The sequence below is a fragment of the Marinobacterium sediminicola genome (assembly GCF_022343685.1).
Lineage (GTDB): Bacteria > Pseudomonadota > Gammaproteobacteria > Pseudomonadales > Balneatricaceae > Marinobacterium > Marinobacterium sediminicola.
Window position 1 is genome coordinate 2399925 of sequence record NZ_CP092123.1, and the last position, 20214, is coordinate 2420138.

Genomic DNA, 20214 nt, shown 5'->3' on the forward strand with positions numbered 1-20214 from the left:
AAAATGGCTACGGCAGCAAAAAAGACACCCAATAAGTTTACTTTTGTCTGGCAAGGTAAAGACAAAAGCGGTAATACCAGCAAGGGCAAAATCGATGCAGATAGCTTGGCCACTGCTAAAGCTCTGCTGCGTAAGCAAGGTATAAAGCCAAACAAGGTACAAAAAGAGCGCAGCAGTCTTTTCAGCGCCAAGAACAAACCGATCAAGCCCGTGGATATTGGCTACTTTATACGCCAGCTTGCGACCATGATGAAAGCCGGTGTTCCTCTGCTTCAGGCCATGGAGATCGTGGCCAATGGTACAGAGAAAGACAAACTCAAGAAGATGATTTACACCATTCGTGATGACGTCAACAGCGGCTCAGACCTGTCACAATCACTCGAGCGTCATCCCGAGCACTTTGACGACCTGGTCTGTTCACTGGTTCATGCGGGGGAGCAGTCAGGTGCCTTGGAAACCATTCTTGACCGTATTGCCACTTACAAAGAAAAAGTGGAATCCCTTAAGAAAAAAATCAAGAAAGCCCTAACCTACCCCATAGCAGTAATCATCGTAGGTATTATCGTTTCAGCCATTCTGCTGGTTAAGGTCGTCCCTCAGTTTGAGCACGTTTTCCAAGGCTTTGGTGCCGATCTGCCGGCATTTACACAATGGGTCATAGGCCTATCGGAATGGATGCAGGAATGGTGGTTCGTAGGGATGGTCGGCATGGCGGCCATTGGCTTCGGCTTCACTAAAGCGCGTGCGAATTCAAAACAATTTTCCGACTTTGTCGACCGCGCGGTTCTTCGAATGCCGATATTCGGCCCCATTTTACACAAAGCCGCCATTGCACGTTTTACTCGCACATTGGCGACTACATTCGCAGCTGGCGTACCATTAGTTGAAGCACTTGACTCTGCTGCCGGGGCTGCAGGCAACGTGGTATACGAAGACGCCATTCTTCAGATTCGAAACGGTGTTTCAACCGGCCAATCGCTACAGAATGCGATTAATATGACCGGCGTCTTCCCTGCGATGGCTGTTCAAATGGTTTCAATTGGTGAAGAAGCCGGTTCACTCGACATGATGCTGGACAAGGTCGCCAGCTTTTATGAGGAAGAAGTGGATAACGCGGTCGACAACCTCTCCAGCCTGATCGAACCGATGATCATGTCGATATTGGGTGTCCTCGTCGGGGGCCTGGTGATCGCCATGTACCTGCCAATCTTCCAGCTGGGTAATGTGGTTGGTTAAGCATGATTGAATTATTAGTTGCAGAGCCGCTGCTGGCGGCTCTTTTTGCATTGGTACTGTCCCTGCTCGTGGGCAGCTTTCTGAATGTGGTCATCCTGCGATTGCCGGTCATGATGCAGCGCGAGTGGGATGCGATGCTGAAGTCCGAAGCGGGCGAGCAGGTTGAGCAGCTTCCGACCTTCAATTTGATGACTCCCCGCTCCCGTTGTGGTGAATGCGGCCACCAGATCCGCTGGTTCGAAAATATTCCGGTCATCAGCTGGCTGGTACTGCGTGGTCGCTGCAGCGGTTGCGGCACCCGTATTGCCTTCCGCTATCCCTTTGTGGAACTTTTGACCAGCCTGACCTCTGCCTGGATTATCTGGCAATTTGGCTTGACCCTGACCGGTGGAGCACTGGTGTTACTGACCTGGGCGCTGATCACCCTGACGTTTATCGACCTGGATCATCACCTGCTGCCGGATTCCATCACCCTGCCCCTGCTCTGGCTGGGTCTGCTGATCAATACTCAGGGCGTCTTCACGTCGCTGGAAAGCGCCGTCTATGGTGCAGCGGCCGGTTACCTGATTCTGTGGAGCGTCTACTGGGTCTTCAAACTGCTGACCGGCAAGGAAGGCATGGGCTATGGTGATTTCAAACTGCTGGCCGCAATCGGTGCCTGGGGGGGCGTCAAGGTGTTGCCGCTTGTCGTCCTGCTATCCTCTGTCGTGGGTGTCGTGCTGGCGGTTGTGCTAATTGCTTTTCGCCGCCATCAGGCGCAGAATCCTTTGCCGTTCGGCCCCTATCTGGCCATTGCTGGCTGGATCGCTTTGATCTGGGGTGAACCGATTATCTCTGCATATCTTGGGAGTTTCTGATGCTGGTTGCAGGTCTTACAGGTGGTATTGGCAGTGGAAAAAGCGCTGCGTCCGCATGTTTTACAGCTTTGGGTGTGCCGGTCATCGATGCAGACCTGGTGGCCCGCCAGGTCGTAGAACCGGGCAGTGAAGCACTGATAAAAATTGCGGCCCACTTTGGCCAGGATGTCATCAAGACCGATGGCAATCTTGATCGTGCAGCCCTGCGTCGTATCGTGTTCGACAAGGAACGCGAACGCAACTGGCTGGAAGCCCTGCTACACCCGCTGATTCGTGAGTCTATCCTGGATACGCTTGAGCAGTTCGATGCCGACGGTCACGCTTATGCCGTTCTGGCGTCTCCACTGTTGCTGGAGACGGATCAGCACCTGCTGGTCAGTAAGGTGATTGTGGTGGATGTTCCTGAATCGCTTCAGATCGAACGCACCATGCAGCGCGACGGCATCGAAGAACCTCAGGTCCGCCAGATTCTGGCTGCCCAGATGAATCGTGATGAACGCCTGAGTCATGCTGACTTCATCCTCGACAACAGTGGCAACGAAGAAGCCCTGGCCGACGCCGTAAGCGCTCTGCACCCGCAGCTGCTGACATTGGCTGCCGAGGAGGATGCGCAGGATGAATGATACACCCGTCAAGATGGTCAAATGCCCCCAGTGCGGTGAGCCTGCACCCTACACCGAAAACAACAAATGGCGCCCCTTCTGCTCGGAACGCTGCCGGCTGATTGATCTGGGCGAATGGGCCAGTGAAAGCTACCAGATTGCTGCCGAGCCCTCACTGGACGATTTCAGCTCAGGGATGACACCTGACGAAATGGGGTTCACACCGACCCGCCACTGAGTCCGCTATCCCTGTAGCCATTCTGCGTATGGGTGCATGATCACCTTGCACCCTCTCATAATCTATTCAATTTAGCCGCCGTTGTAGTCATCCAGTGCCGACTGACGCGCCTGTTTATAGTCGATGATTGGCCCCGGACGCCCGTATTCTTGTCCCGCGCCCGGTTTATGCCGTGCCTTGGGTTCCAGATGGCGAAGTTCAGGCAACCACTCGGCGATAAACTCGCCATTGGGGTCGAACTTTTCACTCTGCAACTGTGGATTAAAGATACGGAAGTAAGGCGCCGCATCCGCACCGACTGAAGCGCTCCACTGCCAGCCCCCCAGATTGGACGCGAAGTCCCCATCGATCAGCTTTGACATGAAAAAGGCTTCTCCACGCCGCCAGTCGATGCGCAACAGTTTGGTGAGGAACGACGCCACAATCATGCGCAATCGGTTATGCATCCAGCCGGTGGCCAATAACTGCTTCATCGCTGCATCAACAATTGGAAAGCCGGTTTCCCCTGCCTTCCAGGCTTCAAAAGCCTTTTCGTTGTCCAACCAGGTGATCCGGGCTTCCACATCGGGTCGGAAAGGGGTCAGCCTGTTGAGCTCAGGAAAGCTCACCAGCAGATGGCGATAAAACTCTCGCCACACCAACTCATTCAACCAGGTACTCTGTTGCCAGCCGTCGCCGTCATGAGCCTGCTTGAGTCTCGCCAGACACTGCCTCGCCGACAGGGCACCAATGGTCAGCGCCGGTGAAAGGCCGGAGGTAGCATGGCGAGCAGGAAAGTCACGCAACCGCTGATAGTCAGGCTCCTGCTCATGGACAAAACGCTGCAGCACTTCATGGAGGTCATCGTCATTGACCGGGTAACCCGTATCCGGCTCTGGTGCGTACCTTGACCCTAAACGCTGAATTCTTTTACCGGCTCGATACGGCTTGTCGGTGTCTCTTTTCTGATCACGGGCGCATTCATCCCCCTGAACCGGTGAAGGCAAAGGCTCATGTTCCAGCCTTAACAAACAGCGTAGCCATGCCTTACTGAAAGGGGTAAACACCTTGAATGCTGTTCCCTGCCCGGTGACGACTTGCCCGGGAGGCACAATCAGATCGCCATGATGACCTTGAACGGCAATCCCCTCGCTCTCCAGCCGTTCGCAGGTCAGACGGTCTCGGTTGCGCTCGTTCAATGGGTATTCATAGTTGAAATGCAACTTTGAGGCTCCCTGCTGCTGTGCCACCTGCAGGATGGCGTCAGGGCAATCGGAAAAGCGTTGCAATGGCAAACGGATCAGCTCAATACCGCCTTTCAGCAACGCCTGCTCCAGCCAGTCAAGGCGAGCATGCCAATACCTCTGTCGAGCCTCGGACTCGTTATGCTCAGTCCACTGTTCCGGTGTCAGGCACACCAGCGCCTTGACCCGCTCCCCCGCCGCACAGGCTGCACTGAGGGCCGGATTGTCTGCCAGTCTCAGGTCATTACGAAACCAAACCAGTTGCATCGTCGCTGACTACCTTTTGCGAATAATGGTGAATATCGAACAACAGGAGGAGAACACCCGTCCATTGAGTCCGGCTTGAGGGACGCAGTGCCCTCAAGCCGGAGACGACTCTTGATCAGATATAATTTCGCAGTCCGAGTTCATGCGGATGAGGGTTCAGGTAGGTCTGCTGCCGGACATAGTCATTGCCGAAGCGTTTGACGTAATGCTTGAGCAACGTCAGGGGCACCACAAGATGGACATGCCCCAGCCGGTATTGCTCGATACTGTCCAGCATCTCCTGTTTGCAGTCGCTGTCGATCTCACGCTTCAGGTAACCCAGAATGTGCTGCAGCACATTGGTATGGGTCTTGCGCGTCGCCTTATGAGCCATATGCTCCATGAAACGACTCAGATAGTGCTGTTTGACTTCATCGAGAGGCAAATCGTGTGCATCGGCGAGGTAGCGCCCCAGTTCACGATAGCCTTCATAATGATGTGCCATCAGCAGGTACTTCTGGCGACTGTGAAATTGCAGGATCGCGTGATAAGACGGCTCCACCTCGACGCTGGTCATCCAGTCATCATAGGCAAAGACACGCGCGATGAAATTCTCCCGCAGCACGGCATCGTTCATCCGAGCTTCTTCTTCCAGAGGAAGTTCCGGATAGAACTCACGCAGTGCACGAACGAACACCCCCCGATCAGCGTGATGAGGAATCCCATTGGGGTGATAGACCTTAACCCTTTCCATGCCGCAGCTGGGTGACCCTTTCATCAGAATAAAGCCGCGCAGATGGCGATGGCGAGACACGAACTCCTCTCCCACCCGCATCAAGTCATCGGTTACATCCATATCCGGATCGGTTGTACCGACCGCACGCGGGTGCTCGCCCTCCATACCGACCAGACGGATGGGATCACGCGGAATGCCCAGTCCAATGGCAACCTCTGGGCAGAACGGCTCGAATGCAAAGCAGTCTTCCAGCACATTGAGGCAGTAACGCGACTGCTTGTGTCCGCCGTTATAGCGTACCTTTTGCCCGGTCAAGCAGGCACTGATCCCAACCGGTATCTTGCGTTCAAGCGGAACTTGATCGGGCATGAAATGACTCCTGTCAGAGACCAATGAACGGCTGCACCAGCCGCCCCATCAGGCCGGAAAATTTCAACGGTGCATCGGTGGCGATAAGGCAGATGCAATCTTCGTCGGTATCGACAATTGGCTGGTGACTCACCTCACCATCCAGATCTGCGACATCACCACGGCAGAAGCGACCCATCTCATCACTGTAGGACCCTTGCAGGATCAGGGTCAATTCATTTCCGCTGTGGGTATGATGCGGCACCGATACCCCGGGGGATATACGCAGCAGACGGGTCGCTCCGGGCCCATCCAGCTCCAGGTCAAGCTGTCGAACACCGTAACCGATGCGTTTCCACGGCAGGTCATCAATGGGCTTGCCAAGCACTTGCGCAAGCGGGGCCGGCAGATGATCATCGGCCAAAGGTTCCGCCTTGCTCAAACTGAACTCCTGCTCTGGTTCATCCAGACAGGCGAGAACCGCATTCAAAGCATCATCTGTCAGCATCGCCGGTGTCAGGCTGTCCAGCATGGCACCGCCAACCGCATCCGTTTCACGGGTACGCTCACGACACTGCTCGCACCAGTGCAAATGGCAGGCGACCAATAGCGCCATACCCTGTGGCAGGCTTCCAGCCGAGTAAGCCATCAGGGTGGCATCGTCAAAGTGATGGCTGATCTTCACGAATCTTCCCCCCAATAAGCCTTGAGCTTACTGAATGCTAACCTCAATCGCGACTTGACACTGCCCAGCGGAATTCCCAGCTGGTCAGCAATTTCCGAATGGCTTTTGCCTTCATAATAAGAAAGATGCAGCACCTGAGCCTGGCTTTCCGGCAATGTGGCAATCGCTTCTTTCATACGCACTTCGATCACCGAGTGTTCGCCCAGATCACGGTGCTCCGGATCGGGCTCTTCCTCCGGTAACTCGTACAGCGGCATTTTGTCCCGCCGCATACGATCGATACTCTGGTTTCGAGCCAGCGTAAAAATCCAGGTACTGGCACTGGCTTTGGCTGCGTTGAACAGGTGAGCCTTGCGCCAGACCAGCAGCATCGCTTCCTGAGCGACCTCCTCGGCAGTGGCTTCCGGCATGCCCAGACGCAGTATGTAGGCTTTGACCCGAGGGGCGAAATAGGCAAACAAACGGGCAAATTCAGACTTGTCCCGTGTCTCGGCCAGGGCCGAGAGACAGGCACTCCAGTCATCGCGCACCTGCTTTCTCCTCTCCTCGGCTGTCATCTCTTGCGGGGTGACGGCGGCAGCGTTCACATCGCCTCCTTCGGCATCGTTTTCCTGCATTTGCTCTCCATACGCATCTGAAGCGACAAAGGATCAGTTGGATCACCCAATTTCCAATTAGATTACACTATTGATGCTGATGATCTAGCCGGAACGTTGCTGACGTAACAACGTTCAACCAGACTGAATACAGGATAGCCCCCTCATGAGCATCAACGTGATCAGGCCATTGAAAATTGCCGTTATCGGATCCGGTATTTCCGGGCTCTCCGCAGCCTGGCTGTTGAATAAACAGCACCAGGTAACCCTGTTCGAAAAAGACGATCGTCCCGGTGGCCACTCCAACACCGTTAATGTCTCCACACCTCACGGTGAGATGGCTGTCGACACGGGATTTATCGTATACAACCCTGTCAATTACCCCAATCTGGTCGAGTTTTTTCACGCACTGGGTGTCCCCAGCCAGAAAACGGATATGTCCTTCGGCGTTTCCATAAACCAGGGCCAGATTGAATACAGCGGCTGCGGTCTGGGTGGTTTGTTTGCACAGAAGCTCAATCTGTTCCGCTTTGGCCACTGGCAGATGATTACTGACTTGCTGCGCTTCTATCGGGAAGCGCCGTCTCTGATTACGGCTCCGGAAGTTCAAACTCAGACCCTGGGGGAAATGCTGGCCAGCCGCGGATATGGCCAGGCGTTCATTCATCGCCATCTGATCCCCATGGGGGCTGCAATCTGGTCCACGCCTGCCGATCAGATGCTGGACTATCCGGCGGTGACTTTCCTGCGTTTCTGTCAGAACCACGGTCTGGTTCAGTTGAAAGACCGCCCTCAGTGGCGCACCGTGACCGGCGGTAGCAGGGAGTATGTCAATCGAATCTGCTCCGAGCTTGGTGATGGCGTGCGCCTCAACAGTCGTATCCACAAGATCCATCGCAACAAGGGCAAGGTCATCGTTGAATTCCTGCATGGTGGCAGCGAGACTTTCGATCATGTCGTTCTCGCCTGTCATGCGGATCAGGCACTCGGGCTTCTGGCCGAGCCCACCGCTGAAGAGCAGCGCCTTCTAAGTGCATTTCCCTACCAGCGAAACCGTGCGCTGCTGCACACGGATGAGCGCCTCATGCCGCGCCGCCGTGCCGCCTGGGCAAGCTGGAACTACCTGACCGATAGCCGCGGCACATCCGGACAACACCCGGACGCAATCTCGGTGACCTACTGGATGAACAACCTTCAGCACCTGCCACATGAGCATCCCGTATTCGTGACCTTGAACCCGCTGGAAGAGCCCGCCGATGGCAAGATTCTGCGCAGCTTCCTGTATGACCACCCGGTGTTCAGCCTTGAATCCATTGCCGCCCAGAAAGAGATCTGGTCGTTGCAGGGTCGCCAGAATACCTGGTTCTGTGGCGCCTACTTCGGTTACGGCTTCCATGAAGATGGCTTGCAGGCCGGTCTGGCGGTTGCTGAGCAGCTGGGCGGTCAACAGCGCCCCTGGACACTCGATGAGCCCAGCAGCCGCATCCACGTTCAGGAGAACAGTCGCCCCCGTGTCGTCTGGCTGCCGGGGGCAGTGGCATGAATCAGTCCTGCCTGTATGCCGGCAACGTCATGCATCACCGCATGAAGCCTCGGCGTCACCGGTTTATCTACCGGGTCACGTCCATGCTGGTCGACCTTGACGAGCTGCCCTCATTGGCAGAAAGATTGAAACTGTTCTCGTTGAATCGATTCAACCTGTTCTCTTTCCATGAACGTGATCACGGCGACGGCAGTGACCGACCACTTGTCGAACAGGTACGCGAGACCCTCAGCCAGCAGGGGTTCGACCTCGGCAAGGGTCGCGTCGAGCTGCTCTGCTACCCGAGAATCCTAGGTTACGTGTTCAACCCGCTCAGCGTGTTCTACTGCTATAACGAGGATGACCAGCTGGCCGCCATTCTTTACGAGGTCAGCAATACCTTTAATCAGAAGCACAACTACCTGATACCGGTGCTGGACGGCTATTCCGGGCAGATCCGCCAGAGCTGCGACAAGGAATTCTATGTCTCGCCTTTCATCAGCATGGCCACCCGTTACCATTTTCGCATGCAGCCGCCTGCCAATCAGGTCGCCGTTTGCATCCGCCAGACCGATGCAGAAGGCCCCGTTCTTCATGCCACCTTTACCGGCCAACGGCGTGAACTGAATGATCGCAGTCTTTTAAGAACCTTCTTCGGCTACCCGCTGATGACCTTAAAAGTGATTGCCGGCATCCATTGGGAAGCCCTGCAGATCTGGCGCAAGAAGGTGCCTCTACAGCCTCGCCCGGCACCGCCGGTCCATCGAACAACATTGGTGCTAGACCAAGGGAACAAACGCCATGAAACCGTCTGAATATCGCCAACTGTCCCGGCTGGACAACCTGCCGCAGACCACCGGCTGGTTCAACCGCTGGTGTCTGAACACCCTGCTCGCTCACCTGCCAGAACTGAAATATGGCACCCTCGACCTGCAGCTACCCTCGGGCCAGTTACTCCAGTTTGGCCACGCCCGTGATGGCGAGCCCAGAGCCGAAGTCCGTCTGCGCCACTATCGTTCCCTGCGCCGCCTTCTAAGGGGCGGAGCCATCGGTTGGGCCGAAGGCTGGATGGAAGGAGACTGGGACAGCCCGGACCTCGTATCGCTGTTCGACTGGGCGCTGGGTAACGAGCAACAGTTGGAGGCGCTGGCCAAGGGGAACGCTCTGCTGCGCGGATTAAACCGCTTGCGCCACCTGTTAAGGGCAAACACTCGTCGCGGTTCAAAGCGCAACATCGCCTATCATTATGATCTGGGAAACGATTTCTACGCACTCTGGCTCGACCCGAGCATGACCTATTCGGCCGCACTCTACCCTGAAGGGGCCGAGAATCACGGCCCCGAAGCCCTGCACGCGGCCCAGCTGAACAAGTACCGCCGTATTTGTGAACTGCTTGAGCTTCAGCCCGGACAGACCGTTCTGGAAATCGGTTGTGGCTGGGGAGGCTTTGCCGAGGTCGCGGCACGTGAGTTCGGCGCCCAGGTGCACGGGGTCACTCTTTCGGTCGAACAGTTGAAATACGCCCGTGAGCGGATCGAAGCTGCCGGTCTGAACGAACTCTGTCGCTTTACCCTCACCGATTACCGCGATCTGGATGACCGCTACGACCACATCGTTTCCATCGAGATGTTCGAGGCGGTCGGCGAAGAACACTGGCCCACCTATTTTGACCAGGTCAAACGTTGTCTCAAGCCCGGTGGACAGGCAGTGCTCCAGATCATCAGTATCGAGGAAGCGCGTTTCGAACGCTACCGCAACGGCGCCGACTTCATCCAGACCTATATTTTCCCGGGCGGCATGCTACCCAGCCCCGAACGCCTTCGTAGCGCAATCAGTGACGCCGGGCTGACACTGGATCTGGAGCAGACCTTTGCACTCGGATATGCCGATACCCTGCGCGAGTGGCGACACAGTTTTATCGCTCAGTGGCCCAGAGTCCAGGCACTGGCTTCAGGCGATAAGGGCTTTGACGAGCGGTTTCGCCGCATGTGGCTTTACTATCTGGCCTACTGCGAAGCGGGCTTCCGCAACGGCAGTATCGATGTAGGCCTCTACCGCCTGAAGTGATGTCTTCCTCCCTGCCTCAGTCCCGGCTGTTGGCGTACGCGCTGCCAGCCCTGCCCTTGGCACTGCCAACGGTCGGCTTCTACGTACTCTTGCCAAGCTGGTATGTCGAAGAGTGGGGACTGGCACTGTGGCTCACCGGTCTGCTGCTGATGCTGGCCCGACTCAGTGACCTGATCACCGATCCACTCATTGGAATCTGGCTGGATAGAGGCAAGCCACAGCGTTTTCGCCGGTTTATGATCATCGGAGCACTGCTTTGCCTGCCCGGCCTGGCACTATTGGTACGTCCTCTTGGAGAGGCGCCAGCACTGTCATTACTCGCCGGTTCAATGATCCTCTATCTGGGCTGGACACTGGTTCAGGTGCCCTATTTAACCTGGCTGTCAGCCCTGAGTCACGACAGTCACCAGCGTGCCCGTGCGGCCAGCTGGCGAGAAGGACTTGGGCTGATCGGATTACTGATTTCAGCACTACTGCCTGCTCTGGGTCTCTGGTTTGGCGCCACCACTTCTGAGGTCTTGCTTTGGATCGCCCTGAGCACACTGTTGCTGGGAGCTCCGGCCCTGTTTGTACTGATTCACCGAACCCCCTTGCCCGAGCTGGCTGACGCCGGCACAACGGGTTATTGGCGACAACTGCTGCGACAGCAGCCCGTTCGCCAATTACTGGGCAGTTGGTTTTTTAACGGCATCGCCAACGGCGTGCCTGCCGTGCTCTTCCCCCTGTATATCAGCCGTACTCTGGGAGGAGAGGAAAGCGACCGCGGCCTGTTGATCCTTGTCTACTTTGGCGCAGCGGTACTCTCGCTGCCCCTGTGGCTTCAGTTAAGCCGCCACTTCTCCAAAGTTGCCATCTGGCGCGGGGCGATGCTGTTTGCCGTGGCCGCTTTTTTGCCCGCCACACTGCTGGGACCGGGTGACATGCTGCTGTTTATACCTGTGTGCATTTTGACCGGGCTTGCCCTGGGGGCAGACCTTGCACTGCCACACGCCCTTCAGGCTGACGTATGCGATTGGGATTACCAGCAAACCGGACTGCAGCGACGCGGGCTGTTATTTGCCTGCTGGAACGCAGCCAACAAGCTGGCATTGGCAGTGTCGGCACTGTTGGGACTGGGCTTGCTCGAACTTACCGACTACCTGTTTGAGCAACACAGTGACCTATGGCTGGCTCTGATCTATGCCGGCGTTCCCTGCGTATTGAAGGTCATAGCGGTGATCTGGCTGCGCGCATACCCAATCAGGCAGCCGCCAGCCATCAAACTGCTCACCTGATCAACACCGATGGAGCTCCCCATGCGGATTAAACAGGTTCTATTGCTGTTCTTTGCTGTTCTGCTAACCGGATGTTCGCCGATGAAGACCGAATCTCTGAGCCAACAAGGCCCAACACTCAAGATCGAAGAGTTCTTTCAGGGCAAGGTATATGCCTGGGGCATTTTCGAGGACCGTTTTGGCAACCTGCGCCGCCAGTTTCAGGTTGAGATTGACGGCGACTGGAATGGTGAGCGACTGATTCTTGACGAGCGCTTTCTGTACGGCGACGGTGAAAGAGATCACCGAGTCTGGACCATTAGACCGACCGGTCCCGGGCAATATGAAGGCCGGGCAGATGACATTGTCGGGACCGCAGAAGGTATCAGTGAGGGCAACCGACTGAACTGGCGTTACCGCATGGACCTGAAGGTCGGCGATGGCAGCTGGCGGGTTACCTTTGACGACTGGATGTACCTGCAACCGGGAAATGTGCTGGTTAATAAGGCAGAGGTACGCAAGTGGGGGGTTCAACTCGGCGTCGTGACGCTGTTTTTCATCCATGCCGACCAACTGAAGCAACCGCCCTTTTCACTCTGATCCAAGTGAAAAATCATTCACGTGCCTCTGATTGTGCCTATGTCAGAGGCCATTACTCCTGGACTGAGATTTTCCGACGTACCTTTCTCAGCAAGGCACCTATGAATGGCAACTTGAGATAGATCGGAGCACTGTCCCAAAAATCCAGATGTTCGCTGACCAGTCCATCCTCACCGATGACCACTCGGCTGGCTCCCTCGACTTTCAGTTCACCAATAACAGGCAGCAGTGCCACGAAACGCCAACGCAACCAGCCAACACCGGTTTCGGCATGCCAGCAGATCTCGTCAACACTGAAACCGGGACGACCTGCGCGCTCGAACATATCGACCAACAGGTCGCGCAAGGCATCTCGGCCATAGAGATCGTTAAACGGATCACGGAAGTGAATGTCGACGCTGACGCGCTTGCACAGGGCATCGATTCGATGTGGGGTTAAACTGGCAAAAGCGTCTGCGTATTCACGCAGGGCCAGCTCGTGATGATGAACAGTCAAAAACCTGTCCCCTTTTTGACCCATTTAAAATAGATACGGTACGGCAAGCGCCGCAGCAGTGCCAGCGTCCAGGCGAATCCACGAGGAAAGCGAATTTCGAAGCCGCTGGAGTGGAGCCCCCTCACCAAGGCTTCAGCAGCCTCTTCCGGCGAGATCAACTGCGGCATGGCAAAGGTGTTGCGATCTGTCAGCGGGGTTTTGACGAACCCCGGGTTAATGACCTGCAAGCGTACACCACTGCCTTGAAGTTCCACCTGAAGTGCTTCACAGGCGTTAACCAAAGCAGCCTTGCTGGCTCCGTAGGCAGCGGCTGTAGGCAGCCCCCTGTATGAGGCCAAGGATGCGGTACATGCAATTTGCCCCGAACCCCGCGCTTTCATTCTGGGCAGCAGCACCTCAAGGCCAGCCATCACGGCAAAATAGTTAACCTCCATCAACGTACGGCAGGTATCGAGGTTGAGACTGGCCAACGGCATTGGCTGATGGTTACCGGCATTCAGGATCACCAGATCGGGCAATTTCCACTGCTGCTCAATATGTTCCAGTGCCTGTTGATAGGCCCCAGGCTGGGTGACGTCCATCACCAGAGGCAAAATGCGCCCCTCCAGACAGTCCCCAACTGCCTGCGCACTAACCTCTTCCAACACATCGGCGCGGCGGCCACTGACAATGACGTCTGATCCCTTGGCAGCCAGAGACAGGGCCGTTGCACGTCCAATGCCGGTACCGGCTCCGGTAATCCAGACCAGGGGAAAACGAGGCATAACGCTGCTCATAAAGCTCCCCGCTCTGCCAACTCATTCGCTGCCTGCAGCTGCACACGGATACGGCTACCATCACGTGCCGTAAATTCCATGCCCAGCCAACGACCTGTCGAGTCATACCAGGTCAGCGTATCCTCCAGATCGCCTCCCAGCCGGTAACCCAAAGCCGTCAGCTTGCGTTCCCCGACCTGTATCATCTCTTCACCTAACGACTGGACATCAAGACGACTCACATCACCGGTCAGCGTATTGAGCACACTGGTCTGGTGCGGCATACCGGGGTGCCAGTGGTTGGTGGTCAAAAGCTGATCGCCAAGGCGCAAGGCCTGTTTATCGCCCTCCAAACGGTAGAGGCCATCCTCACGCCGTTCAACACGCCACTCACGCGTATCACCATCATCATCGATGAACACCGTCATGGCCTTCAGCCGGTTTGCCTCCTGCCAAAGCTCTTCGGCACGATAGCTGAAGGCATAGCGGAAAAGTCCCAATACTTTAAGCTCAAGCTGCATGGATGCTTCAACAGCAAAACTGCCATCAGGCTTGGGCCGAAATCTAAGCCGATACTCTCCGATAGGATCGCCCTTGCGCTCTACGCGGTAGACGGACTCGGTACCGTAGAGTTTAAGTGGCTCAACGGCGTTGACGGGCAGTGCAATCAACAGACTGCACAAGGCTGAATGAACGCTGAGAAAACGCAACCATCTGGACATAAAAAATCCCCCTTGGCTGTTTACGCAGCTCAAGCCGAGCTGGTTCAACCAAGGGGGATTTCAAGCCTTTAAGGCTCAGATCTTGAAGCGGGATACCAGTTCGTTCAACTGACGCTCCAGTTCGCTCATCCGGGTTGCCGTACCGGCCAGCTCTTCGGCATTGTGGGTTGCCTTGTCCGCAATGTCGGCGATCTGCTGAACGCTCTTGCTGATCTCGTCGGCAACGGCCGTTTGCTCTTCGGCAGCACTGGCGATCTGGGTGTTCATCTCGGTGATGGTGCTGACCGAGTGCGTAATCTGCTGCAGCGAACTCCGCGCAGTATCCGCTTGAACGATGGTCTGCTGACTCTGCGCCTGAGAGTTCTGCATTTCGGTCACCGCACGGCGAGCGCCGCTCTGCAGGCTTTCGATCATGCGCTGAATCTCATCAGTACTCTGCTGCGTTCTTGTAGCCAGTGTTCGCACCTCGTCGGCCACCACGGAGAAGCCTCGGCCCTGCTCACCGGCACGCGCCGCCTCAATCGCTGCGTTCAACGCCAACAGGTTCGTCTGTTCGGCAATTTCACGAATCACGTTGATCACGGTTCCGATCTGGTCGGCATCGGAATCCAGACTGGCAATCACTTCCGCAGAGCGGTTCACATCATCAGCCAAGCGGTTGATCGAGTCGATGGTCTGCTCAACAACACCCTCACCATTGACGGATTCCTTGTCAGCCTCACGTGCCGCTTCAGCTGCCTGAGAGGCACTGCCAGCCACCTGCTGAACAGCTGCTGCCATTTCATGAATGGCCGCTGCGGCCTGAGAGGTTTCGCCCTTCTGAACGTGGGCGTCCTCATGGGCGCGACTGACTACCTGCTTCATCGACTCCGTCGAAGCACTCAGTGAGCTCACGGCAACGTGTACTTCCCTGACCAGCGACTGGATTTTCTCGACAAATTCGTTGAAGCAGCGCGCCACATCGCCGACTTCATCTCTGGACTCGACCGGCAGACGGCGAGTGAGGTCTCCCTCTCCTTGCGAAATATCACGCAGCGCCGAAGCAATCTGCTGCAGCGGGCGGATGATTTTGCCGGAAGCTACCAAACTGATGGCACTGACAACACCCAACAACACGAGTGAGGAAATCGCAATCAGTGTCAGGGTCGCCGTTACCGAATCACGGATACTGGCTTCAACCTTGGCGACTTCAGTGTCGATATCATCGATATAGAACCCCGTTCCCAGAATCCAGCCCCACTGGGGCACCTGAGCCGCATAGCTGAGTTTCGGGGCCAACTGACCGGTTCCCGGCTTTTCCCACTCATACTCGACGTAGCCACCACCGTTCTGGCCCGCCGAGATCAGATCCTGCACCAAAGGTACACCGTTGGCGTCCTTCAGGCTGATCATGTTCTTGCCGATCAGGGAGGGCTTGGCACCATGGGCCAGGGTTTCACCTTCGGGGCTATAACCGAAAATATACCCGTCTGTGCCGAATCGCATGGCATTGAGGATTTCGACGGCCTGCTGCTCTTGTTCGGTCGTCGTCAGGTCGGCACGCGCCTGAACCGGCTTGATAGCGGTTACAGCCTGCTCGACATAGTTCTTGAGTTCCGCCTGTTTGGCGGCCAGCATGCTCTCCCTTATACGCTGGACCTCCGAGTCACCCATCGCTTCCATCTGGGTGCGCACGATTAGCATGATAGCAACCACCACCAGTGCCATCGGCAGCAATGACAAAAGCAGCAGTTTGCTTTTAAGTTTCATTCCCGACATGGGTCCGTTACCTTCTTGTATACAAGGAAGAATGCATATTCTATGTAAAACAAAGCTCCTTTGTTAACAACAATAGAGAAACAGTTGTTTCAATTTAGCGTCACTCGTTTCAAGCGTCGAGCATTACTCACAACAGTCACCGAAGAAAGCGCCATAGCGGCACCGGCAATAGCCGGATTCAGCAACAAGCCGGTCCAGGGATACAACAAACCGGCGGCTACAGGGATTGCCAGACTGTTGTAGATAAACGCCCCGAACAGGTTCTGCTTGATATTGCGAACCGTCGCACGGGAAACCGCAATGGCATCCACCACCGACGTCAGGCTGGAACGCATCAGGGTGACATCGGCTGAACTGATTGCCACGTCCGTTCCGGACCCCATGGCATAACCGATATCCGCCTGAGCCAGCGCCGGTGCATCGTTGATACCGTCACCGACCATTGCAACCACCTTGCCCTCAGCCTGAAGATCACGAATCACGGCCTGCTTCTCCTCGGGTTTTACTTCAGCAATCACCCGATCGATACCTGCCTCACGTGCAATGGCATTGGCTGTTTCCCGGTTATCCCCGGACAACATGACGACTTCAAGCCCCTGCCGATGCAATCTGGCCACTGCTGCAGCACTGTCTTCGCGCAGCGGGTCGGCGATGGCCATCAGCAATTTCAACTGCCCGTCCACCGCCATCCAGATCAATGACCGGCCTGCACGACTAAAGTGGTCGGCCTTCTGATCAAAGTCGGCAGTATCAACAGAATTTTGCTGCATCCAGTCCCGATTGCCCAGCAACACCAGCTTCTCAGCGACACGTGCGCGCACCCCGCTGCCAGCCGTGGCATCAAAGTCTTCACCATCGACAGGGGACAGCCCTTGCTCACGCGTGTAGTTCAGCACTGATTGTGCCAGAGGGTGTTCCGAGTGCTGTTCAACGCTGGCCGCCAGTTGCAGCCATTGATCCACTTCTCCCTCTGCATGCAGGTCAACCACAACCGGCTTACCTTCGGTCAAGGTGCCGGTCTTGTCGACCACAACCGTCGTAATCGCCTGTGCCTGCTGCAGCGCATCCCCATTTCGGATCAATACCCCCTGCTCGGCAGCTCGACCAACGCCGACCATCACTGACATGGGGGTCGCCAATCCGAGAGCACAGGGGCAGGCGACGATCAGCACGGTTAACGCTGCGACGATGGCGAAGGGCCAGGCCGGAGCCGGTGCAAGCCATAACCACAGAATAGCAGTTAAAATTGCGATGATTATCACCACGGGAACAAAAATGGCGGCAATGCGATCCGCCAGACGTCCCAATGCAGGTTTCGCGTTTTGTGCTTCTCGAACGGTCGCCACAATCTGAGCCAAAACAGTTTTCTGGCCCACTGCCAGCACCTCGATCAACAAGCTGCCCTGACCGTTGACAGTACCGCCGGTGACCTGATCACCCGCCTTGCGCTTCACAGGCAAAGGCTCCCCCGTCAGCATCGACTCATCCAGATGACTGCTGCCTTCGATGACCTGACCATCCACCGGTACCCGCTCGCCGGGGCGGATGCGTACCCGATCACCGGGCAGCAACATTGCCACCGGAACCAATTTGCTTTCACCATCACGTATACGCAAGGCTTCCCGTGGCTGGAGATCCAGCAGTTTGCGTAACGCATCATTGGTATTGCCCCGCGCGCGGCTTTCCAACGCTTGTCCCAACAGAATGAAGCCCAGGATCATTACCGCCGCTTCATAGTAGAGATGCATGGCCGCATCAGGCAGGATACCCGGTGACACCGCCGTCACCACTAACAAGCCTGAGGAGTAGACCCAAGCGGTCCCTGTTCCCAGGGCAATCAGGGTGTCCATGTTGAGGTCACCATGAAAGAGTCCCTTCCAGGCGCCTTTGTAGATGTGCCCGGCACTGTACGCCATGATCGCCAGGGTAATCACACCAAGCGTCACGCCCTGAAACATGCCACTGCCGCTATGAAGGTCCGGCATCCACCCAGCCAGCATCGCCAGCATCAATACCGCTCCCACCAACAGTGCCACGAGACTTTTACGCAGCGTTGTCTTGAACGCCTGTCGCTCCTGCTCAGCTCGCTGCTCGTAATCATCCTGATCCTGCATCAGCGAAGCACCATATCCAGCCGCTTCTACCGCCTCAATCACGACCTGAGGATCAGCATCGGTTTGTACCGATGCGGTGCGATCAGCAAAATTGATCGCAAAGTCGTCAATCCCCTCAGTTTGTCTCAGGGACTTTTCCACACTGCGTACACAGCCAGCGCAGCGTACGTTGTGCAAAGCGAATTGATAAATAGCCATAACGACCCTCTAATACTGTTTCGAGGTTTTCTATAACTGAATGATAAACCCTGAAGTCGGATACAGGGTCAAGAGGTTCCGACTTACCAGTGATGACGCAACCCCAGCATCAGGTTCCGCGGAGCACCAAAGCGCACAAAGTCGGCGGCCGCAACATAATTGACGTACTGCTCATCGGTTACATTCTCGATTGAGGCCATCAGCCTTGTATCGCGTGACAGCTGCCAGCTTGCGGCCAGATCCAGCCGTGTAAAGGCATCGACATAAAAGCCATTGGCGCGGTCCCCCGGCCTTTTCCCCTGATACAAAACACTGGCCTGCAGCTGTACATCCGTGACCGGCCGATAATCCAGGATTAATGAGGCTGTGCGTTTGGGTACTCCAGGAAAGTCATTGCCCTCATAGGCATCTCCAGTACGGCTTAAAACCGCATCAAGCAGGCCGGCGGATAGAGACAGGTCCAGCTGTCGCGTCAGGGGATAGTGCAATGTCAACTCCAGCCCTCTGACCTGCTTTGCACCTGCTGTCATTCGGTAGGCTGGATCATCCGGGTCCCGCACCAGCACATCACTTTGTACAATGTTGAACAGGCTGAGGTTGAGGCTTTTCCCCCGCCCCAGTTCTGTGTTGATACCCAGCTCCAGCTGTTCACCACGGCTGGAATCAAACCCCTCCCCGTTGCGATCCGTTCCCGCATTGGGCAGCCAGGATTGGCTGTAGCTGCCCAGAAGACGGGTCGAGGGGCTGAGTTGATAGGCCAGCCCCACTGCCAGGCTGTCATGAAGACCCTGAGCGGATGTCCGGTACACGGGATCAAGCCAGCTGTTCAGGCGATATCGGCTGCGCCGCCACCCTGCCGCCAGCGTCAACCGCTGCGAGACCTGTACATCCTGCTTGATGAACAGAGCCTGTTCACGCCAGTCATGACCGCCCGGTCTGCGCTGGTAGGTGGCCGGGTCCCCCGGTGCAAAACTCATGTCCGGGTTGTATATATCCAGCCAAAAACCGGCAATCTGGCGCCGGTTGTCATAGGCGTTATCTGTCTGATGCCAGTCAAACCCGGCCTTGAGGCTGCCAAAGGACAGAATCCGGGCATACTGAATCCGTCCCGTTGTCTGTCTGAAACGGTCATCCACCTGCTGGTCAAACCCCATCAGCGGCAGCTGATCATTGATCATGTAGTAAAAACCGATCTGCCGCTCATCACGGCGCCCCCGAATATGGCGCAGACTGAATTCAAGTTGATCCCGGTCCGTGAGCTGCTGTTCGGCAAACAGCTCCAGCCGGTGATAGTGCCGATCCGCCCGGCTGGCAGGGTGTACATAGGAGCTGCCATACACGGGACTGCCATTGGCATATACATTGTCAAAGTCGTAGGGGTAAGTCTGACGCGAAAATTCCCAGTCAAACCTGAGCAGGGTGCGGTCTCCGGGTTGCCACGCATGGCTTGTAAGCCAGGCCAGGCCTTGGTCTTCCGTGTTGGCTTTCCATCCCTTCGATGCCTGCCACGACAGTATGTTGCGAAAGGCGTAGCGGTTGGTAACGGGGGATTCGATATCAAGCCCTGCCTGGTAGGTACCGTAATCCCCCGCCCCTGCCCAGACCGTGCGACGATGCTCAAAGTGTGGCTTAGCGAGGCGATAATTCAGACTCCCACCGGGCGCACCGGAGCCATACAGCACACTGTTATGCCCCTTGATGATTTCAATTGATTCGATGGTGGCCGGGTCACGGACAAAATAGTGCTGATTGTCCAGCATGCCATCCAGCAACAGGCGGCCACCACTGCTGAAGCCTCGGATCATGATGTCACTGCCGGTTCCGGCTCCCAATCGGGAAGGCTGGACGGCTGGTACACGATATGACCAGTCCTCAATCGAGGACAGCCCCGGATCGGGTACGCTGAGTTGATGTGAGGTCTGCATGAAGCGGTCGGGCGAGTGGCTTGTACTGACCGGAGGT

General features: G+C 56.2%; 19 protein-coding genes. 9 read left to right on the plus strand and 10 right to left on the minus strand.

The genetic code is table 11. The features are described from left to right. Window positions 1–3 precede the first annotated feature (3 nt). Genes LN244_RS11050 through LN244_RS11065 form a run of 4 tightly spaced genes read left to right on the plus strand, consistent with a single transcriptional unit; the run spans window position 4 to window position 2933 of the window. Window positions 4–1236, plus strand: coding sequence for a type II secretion system F family protein (locus tag LN244_RS11050; protein ID WP_239039841.1), 1233 nt, complete (start codon window positions 4–6; stop codon window positions 1234–1236). Window positions 1237–1238: 2 nt separating this feature from the next. Further along, window positions 1239–2093 (plus strand): prepilin peptidase, encoded by an 855-nt coding sequence (locus LN244_RS11055; protein ID WP_239039842.1) that lies wholly within the window; start codon window positions 1239–1241, stop codon window positions 2091–2093. Further along, on the plus strand, window positions 2093–2716 hold the full coding sequence (gene coaE / locus LN244_RS11060; protein WP_239039843.1) for a dephospho-CoA kinase: 624 nt from the start codon (window positions 2093–2095) through the stop codon (window positions 2714–2716). Before LN244_RS11055 ends, coaE begins: the two co-directional genes overlap by 1 nt. Then, window positions 2709–2933, plus strand: coding sequence for a DNA gyrase inhibitor YacG (locus tag LN244_RS11065; RefSeq protein WP_239039844.1), 225 nt, complete (start codon window positions 2709–2711; stop codon window positions 2931–2933). The genes coaE and LN244_RS11065 overlap by 8 nt, the downstream gene beginning before the upstream one ends. 71 nt (window positions 2934–3004) lie before the next feature. On the opposite strand, the gene LN244_RS11070 is transcribed toward LN244_RS11065, so the two are convergent. The 4 genes from LN244_RS11070 to LN244_RS11085 form a co-directional block, all read right to left on the minus strand. Then, a complete protein-coding gene (locus LN244_RS11070) occupies window positions 3005–4423 on the minus strand; it encodes a cryptochrome/photolyase family protein (RefSeq protein ID WP_239039845.1) in 1419 nt (472 codons plus the stop codon). Window positions 4424–4538: 115 nt separating this feature from the next. Further along, a complete protein-coding gene (locus LN244_RS11075) occupies window positions 4539–5507 on the minus strand; it encodes a YbgA family protein (protein ID WP_239039846.1) in 969 nt (322 codons plus the stop codon). A 13-nt stretch (window positions 5508–5520) separates the two neighbouring features. Next, a complete protein-coding gene (locus tag LN244_RS11080) occupies window positions 5521–6171 on the minus strand; it encodes a ChrR family anti-sigma-E factor (protein WP_239039847.1) in 651 nt (216 codons plus the stop codon). Next, window positions 6168–6788, minus strand: a complete 621-nt coding sequence (locus LN244_RS11085) for a sigma-70 family RNA polymerase sigma factor (protein WP_239039848.1) — start codon at window positions 6786–6788, stop codon at window positions 6168–6170. The genes LN244_RS11080 and LN244_RS11085 overlap by 4 nt, the downstream gene beginning before the upstream one ends. 145 nt (window positions 6789–6933) lie before the next feature. On the opposite strand from LN244_RS11085, the gene LN244_RS11090 reads away from it, so the two are divergent. The 5 genes from LN244_RS11090 to LN244_RS11110 are packed head-to-tail and all read left to right on the plus strand — an operon-like array spanning window position 6934 to window position 12209. After that, window positions 6934–8310 (plus strand): NAD(P)/FAD-dependent oxidoreductase, encoded by a 1377-nt coding sequence (locus tag LN244_RS11090; protein ID WP_239039849.1) that lies wholly within the window; start codon window positions 6934–6936, stop codon window positions 8308–8310. Next, window positions 8307–9104, plus strand: a complete 798-nt coding sequence (locus LN244_RS11095) for a DUF1365 domain-containing protein (protein ID WP_239039850.1) — start codon at window positions 8307–8309, stop codon at window positions 9102–9104. Before LN244_RS11090 ends, LN244_RS11095 begins: the two co-directional genes overlap by 4 nt. Further along, window positions 9091–10356, plus strand: a complete 1266-nt coding sequence (locus tag LN244_RS11100) for an SAM-dependent methyltransferase (protein ID WP_239039851.1) — start codon at window positions 9091–9093, stop codon at window positions 10354–10356. Before LN244_RS11095 ends, LN244_RS11100 begins: the two co-directional genes overlap by 14 nt. Beyond that, window positions 10356–11630: an MFS transporter gene (locus LN244_RS11105; RefSeq protein ID WP_239039852.1), complete on the plus strand. Its 1275-nt coding sequence runs from the start codon at window positions 10356–10358 to the stop codon at window positions 11628–11630. Before LN244_RS11100 ends, LN244_RS11105 begins: the two co-directional genes overlap by 1 nt. Window positions 11631–11651: 21 nt before the next feature. Then, window positions 11652–12209: a DUF3833 domain-containing protein gene (locus tag LN244_RS11110; RefSeq protein WP_239039853.1), complete on the plus strand. Its 558-nt coding sequence runs from the start codon at window positions 11652–11654 to the stop codon at window positions 12207–12209. A gap of 52 nt (window positions 12210–12261) precedes the next feature. Here LN244_RS11110 and LN244_RS11115 read toward each other — a convergent pair whose 3' ends face one another. The 6 genes from LN244_RS11115 to LN244_RS11140 form a co-directional block, all read right to left on the minus strand. Next, on the minus strand, window positions 12262–12705 hold the full coding sequence (locus LN244_RS11115) for a nuclear transport factor 2 family protein (protein WP_239039854.1): 444 nt from the start codon (window positions 12703–12705) through the stop codon (window positions 12262–12264). Next, on the minus strand, window positions 12702–13481 hold the full coding sequence (locus LN244_RS11120; protein ID WP_239039855.1) for an SDR family NAD(P)-dependent oxidoreductase: 780 nt from the start codon (window positions 13479–13481) through the stop codon (window positions 12702–12704). Before LN244_RS11120 ends, LN244_RS11115 begins: the two co-directional genes overlap by 4 nt. Further along, window positions 13478–14182, minus strand: a complete 705-nt coding sequence (locus LN244_RS11125) for a DUF6134 family protein (protein ID WP_239039856.1) — start codon at window positions 14180–14182, stop codon at window positions 13478–13480. Before LN244_RS11125 ends, LN244_RS11120 begins: the two co-directional genes overlap by 4 nt. A gap of 75 nt (window positions 14183–14257) precedes the next feature. Next, on the minus strand, window positions 14258–15931 hold the full coding sequence (locus LN244_RS11130) for a methyl-accepting chemotaxis protein (protein ID WP_239039857.1): 1674 nt from the start codon (window positions 15929–15931) through the stop codon (window positions 14258–14260). 98 nt (window positions 15932–16029) lie between these two features. Beyond that, on the minus strand, window positions 16030–18252 hold the full coding sequence (locus tag LN244_RS11135; RefSeq protein WP_239039858.1) for a heavy metal translocating P-type ATPase: 2223 nt from the start codon (window positions 18250–18252) through the stop codon (window positions 16030–16032). A gap of 83 nt (window positions 18253–18335) precedes the next feature. Continuing rightward, a complete protein-coding gene (locus tag LN244_RS11140; RefSeq protein ID WP_239039859.1) occupies window positions 18336–20177 on the minus strand; it encodes a TonB-dependent receptor in 1842 nt (613 codons plus the stop codon). Window positions 20178–20214 lie beyond the last annotated feature (37 nt).

Bases quoted from the DNA above. Each gene is read 5' to 3' on its own strand.
- LN244_RS11050 (WP_239039841.1), top strand. From the start codon at position 4: ATGGCTACGGCAGCAAAAAAGACACCCAATAAGTTTACTTTTGTCTGG.
- LN244_RS11055 (WP_239039842.1), top strand. From the start codon at position 1,239: ATGATTGAATTATTAGTTGCAGAGCCGCTGCTGGCGGCTCTTTTTGCA.
- coaE (WP_239039843.1), top strand. From the start codon at position 2,093: ATGCTGGTTGCAGGTCTTACAGGTGGTATTGGCAGTGGAAAAAGCGCT.
- LN244_RS11065 (WP_239039844.1), top strand. From the start codon at position 2,709: ATGAATGATACACCCGTCAAGATGGTCAAATGCCCCCAGTGCGGTGAG.
- LN244_RS11070 (WP_239039845.1), bottom strand. From the start codon at position 4,423: ATGCAACTGGTTTGGTTTCGTAATGACCTGAGACTGGCAGACAATCCG.
- LN244_RS11075 (WP_239039846.1), bottom strand. From the start codon at position 5,507: ATGCCCGATCAAGTTCCGCTTGAACGCAAGATACCGGTTGGGATCAGT.
- LN244_RS11085 (WP_239039848.1), bottom strand. From the start codon at position 6,788: ATGCAGGAAAACGATGCCGAAGGAGGCGATGTGAACGCTGCCGCCGTC.
- LN244_RS11090 (WP_239039849.1), top strand. From the start codon at position 6,934: ATGAGCATCAACGTGATCAGGCCATTGAAAATTGCCGTTATCGGATCC.
- LN244_RS11095 (WP_239039850.1), top strand. From the start codon at position 8,307: ATGAATCAGTCCTGCCTGTATGCCGGCAACGTCATGCATCACCGCATG.
- LN244_RS11100 (WP_239039851.1), top strand. From the start codon at position 9,091: ATGAAACCGTCTGAATATCGCCAACTGTCCCGGCTGGACAACCTGCCG.
- LN244_RS11105 (WP_239039852.1), top strand. From the start codon at position 10,356: ATGTCTTCCTCCCTGCCTCAGTCCCGGCTGTTGGCGTACGCGCTGCCA.
- LN244_RS11110 (WP_239039853.1), top strand. From the start codon at position 11,652: ATGCGGATTAAACAGGTTCTATTGCTGTTCTTTGCTGTTCTGCTAACC.
- LN244_RS11120 (WP_239039855.1), bottom strand. From the start codon at position 13,481: ATGAGCAGCGTTATGCCTCGTTTTCCCCTGGTCTGGATTACCGGAGCC.
- LN244_RS11125 (WP_239039856.1), bottom strand. From the start codon at position 14,182: ATGTCCAGATGGTTGCGTTTTCTCAGCGTTCATTCAGCCTTGTGCAGT.
- LN244_RS11130 (WP_239039857.1), bottom strand. From the start codon at position 15,931: ATGAAACTTAAAAGCAAACTGCTGCTTTTGTCATTGCTGCCGATGGCA.
- LN244_RS11135 (WP_239039858.1), bottom strand. From the start codon at position 18,252: ATGGCTATTTATCAATTCGCTTTGCACAACGTACGCTGCGCTGGCTGT.
- LN244_RS11140 (WP_239039859.1), bottom strand. From the start codon at position 20,177: ATGCAGACCTCACATCAACTCAGCGTACCCGATCCGGGGCTGTCCTCG.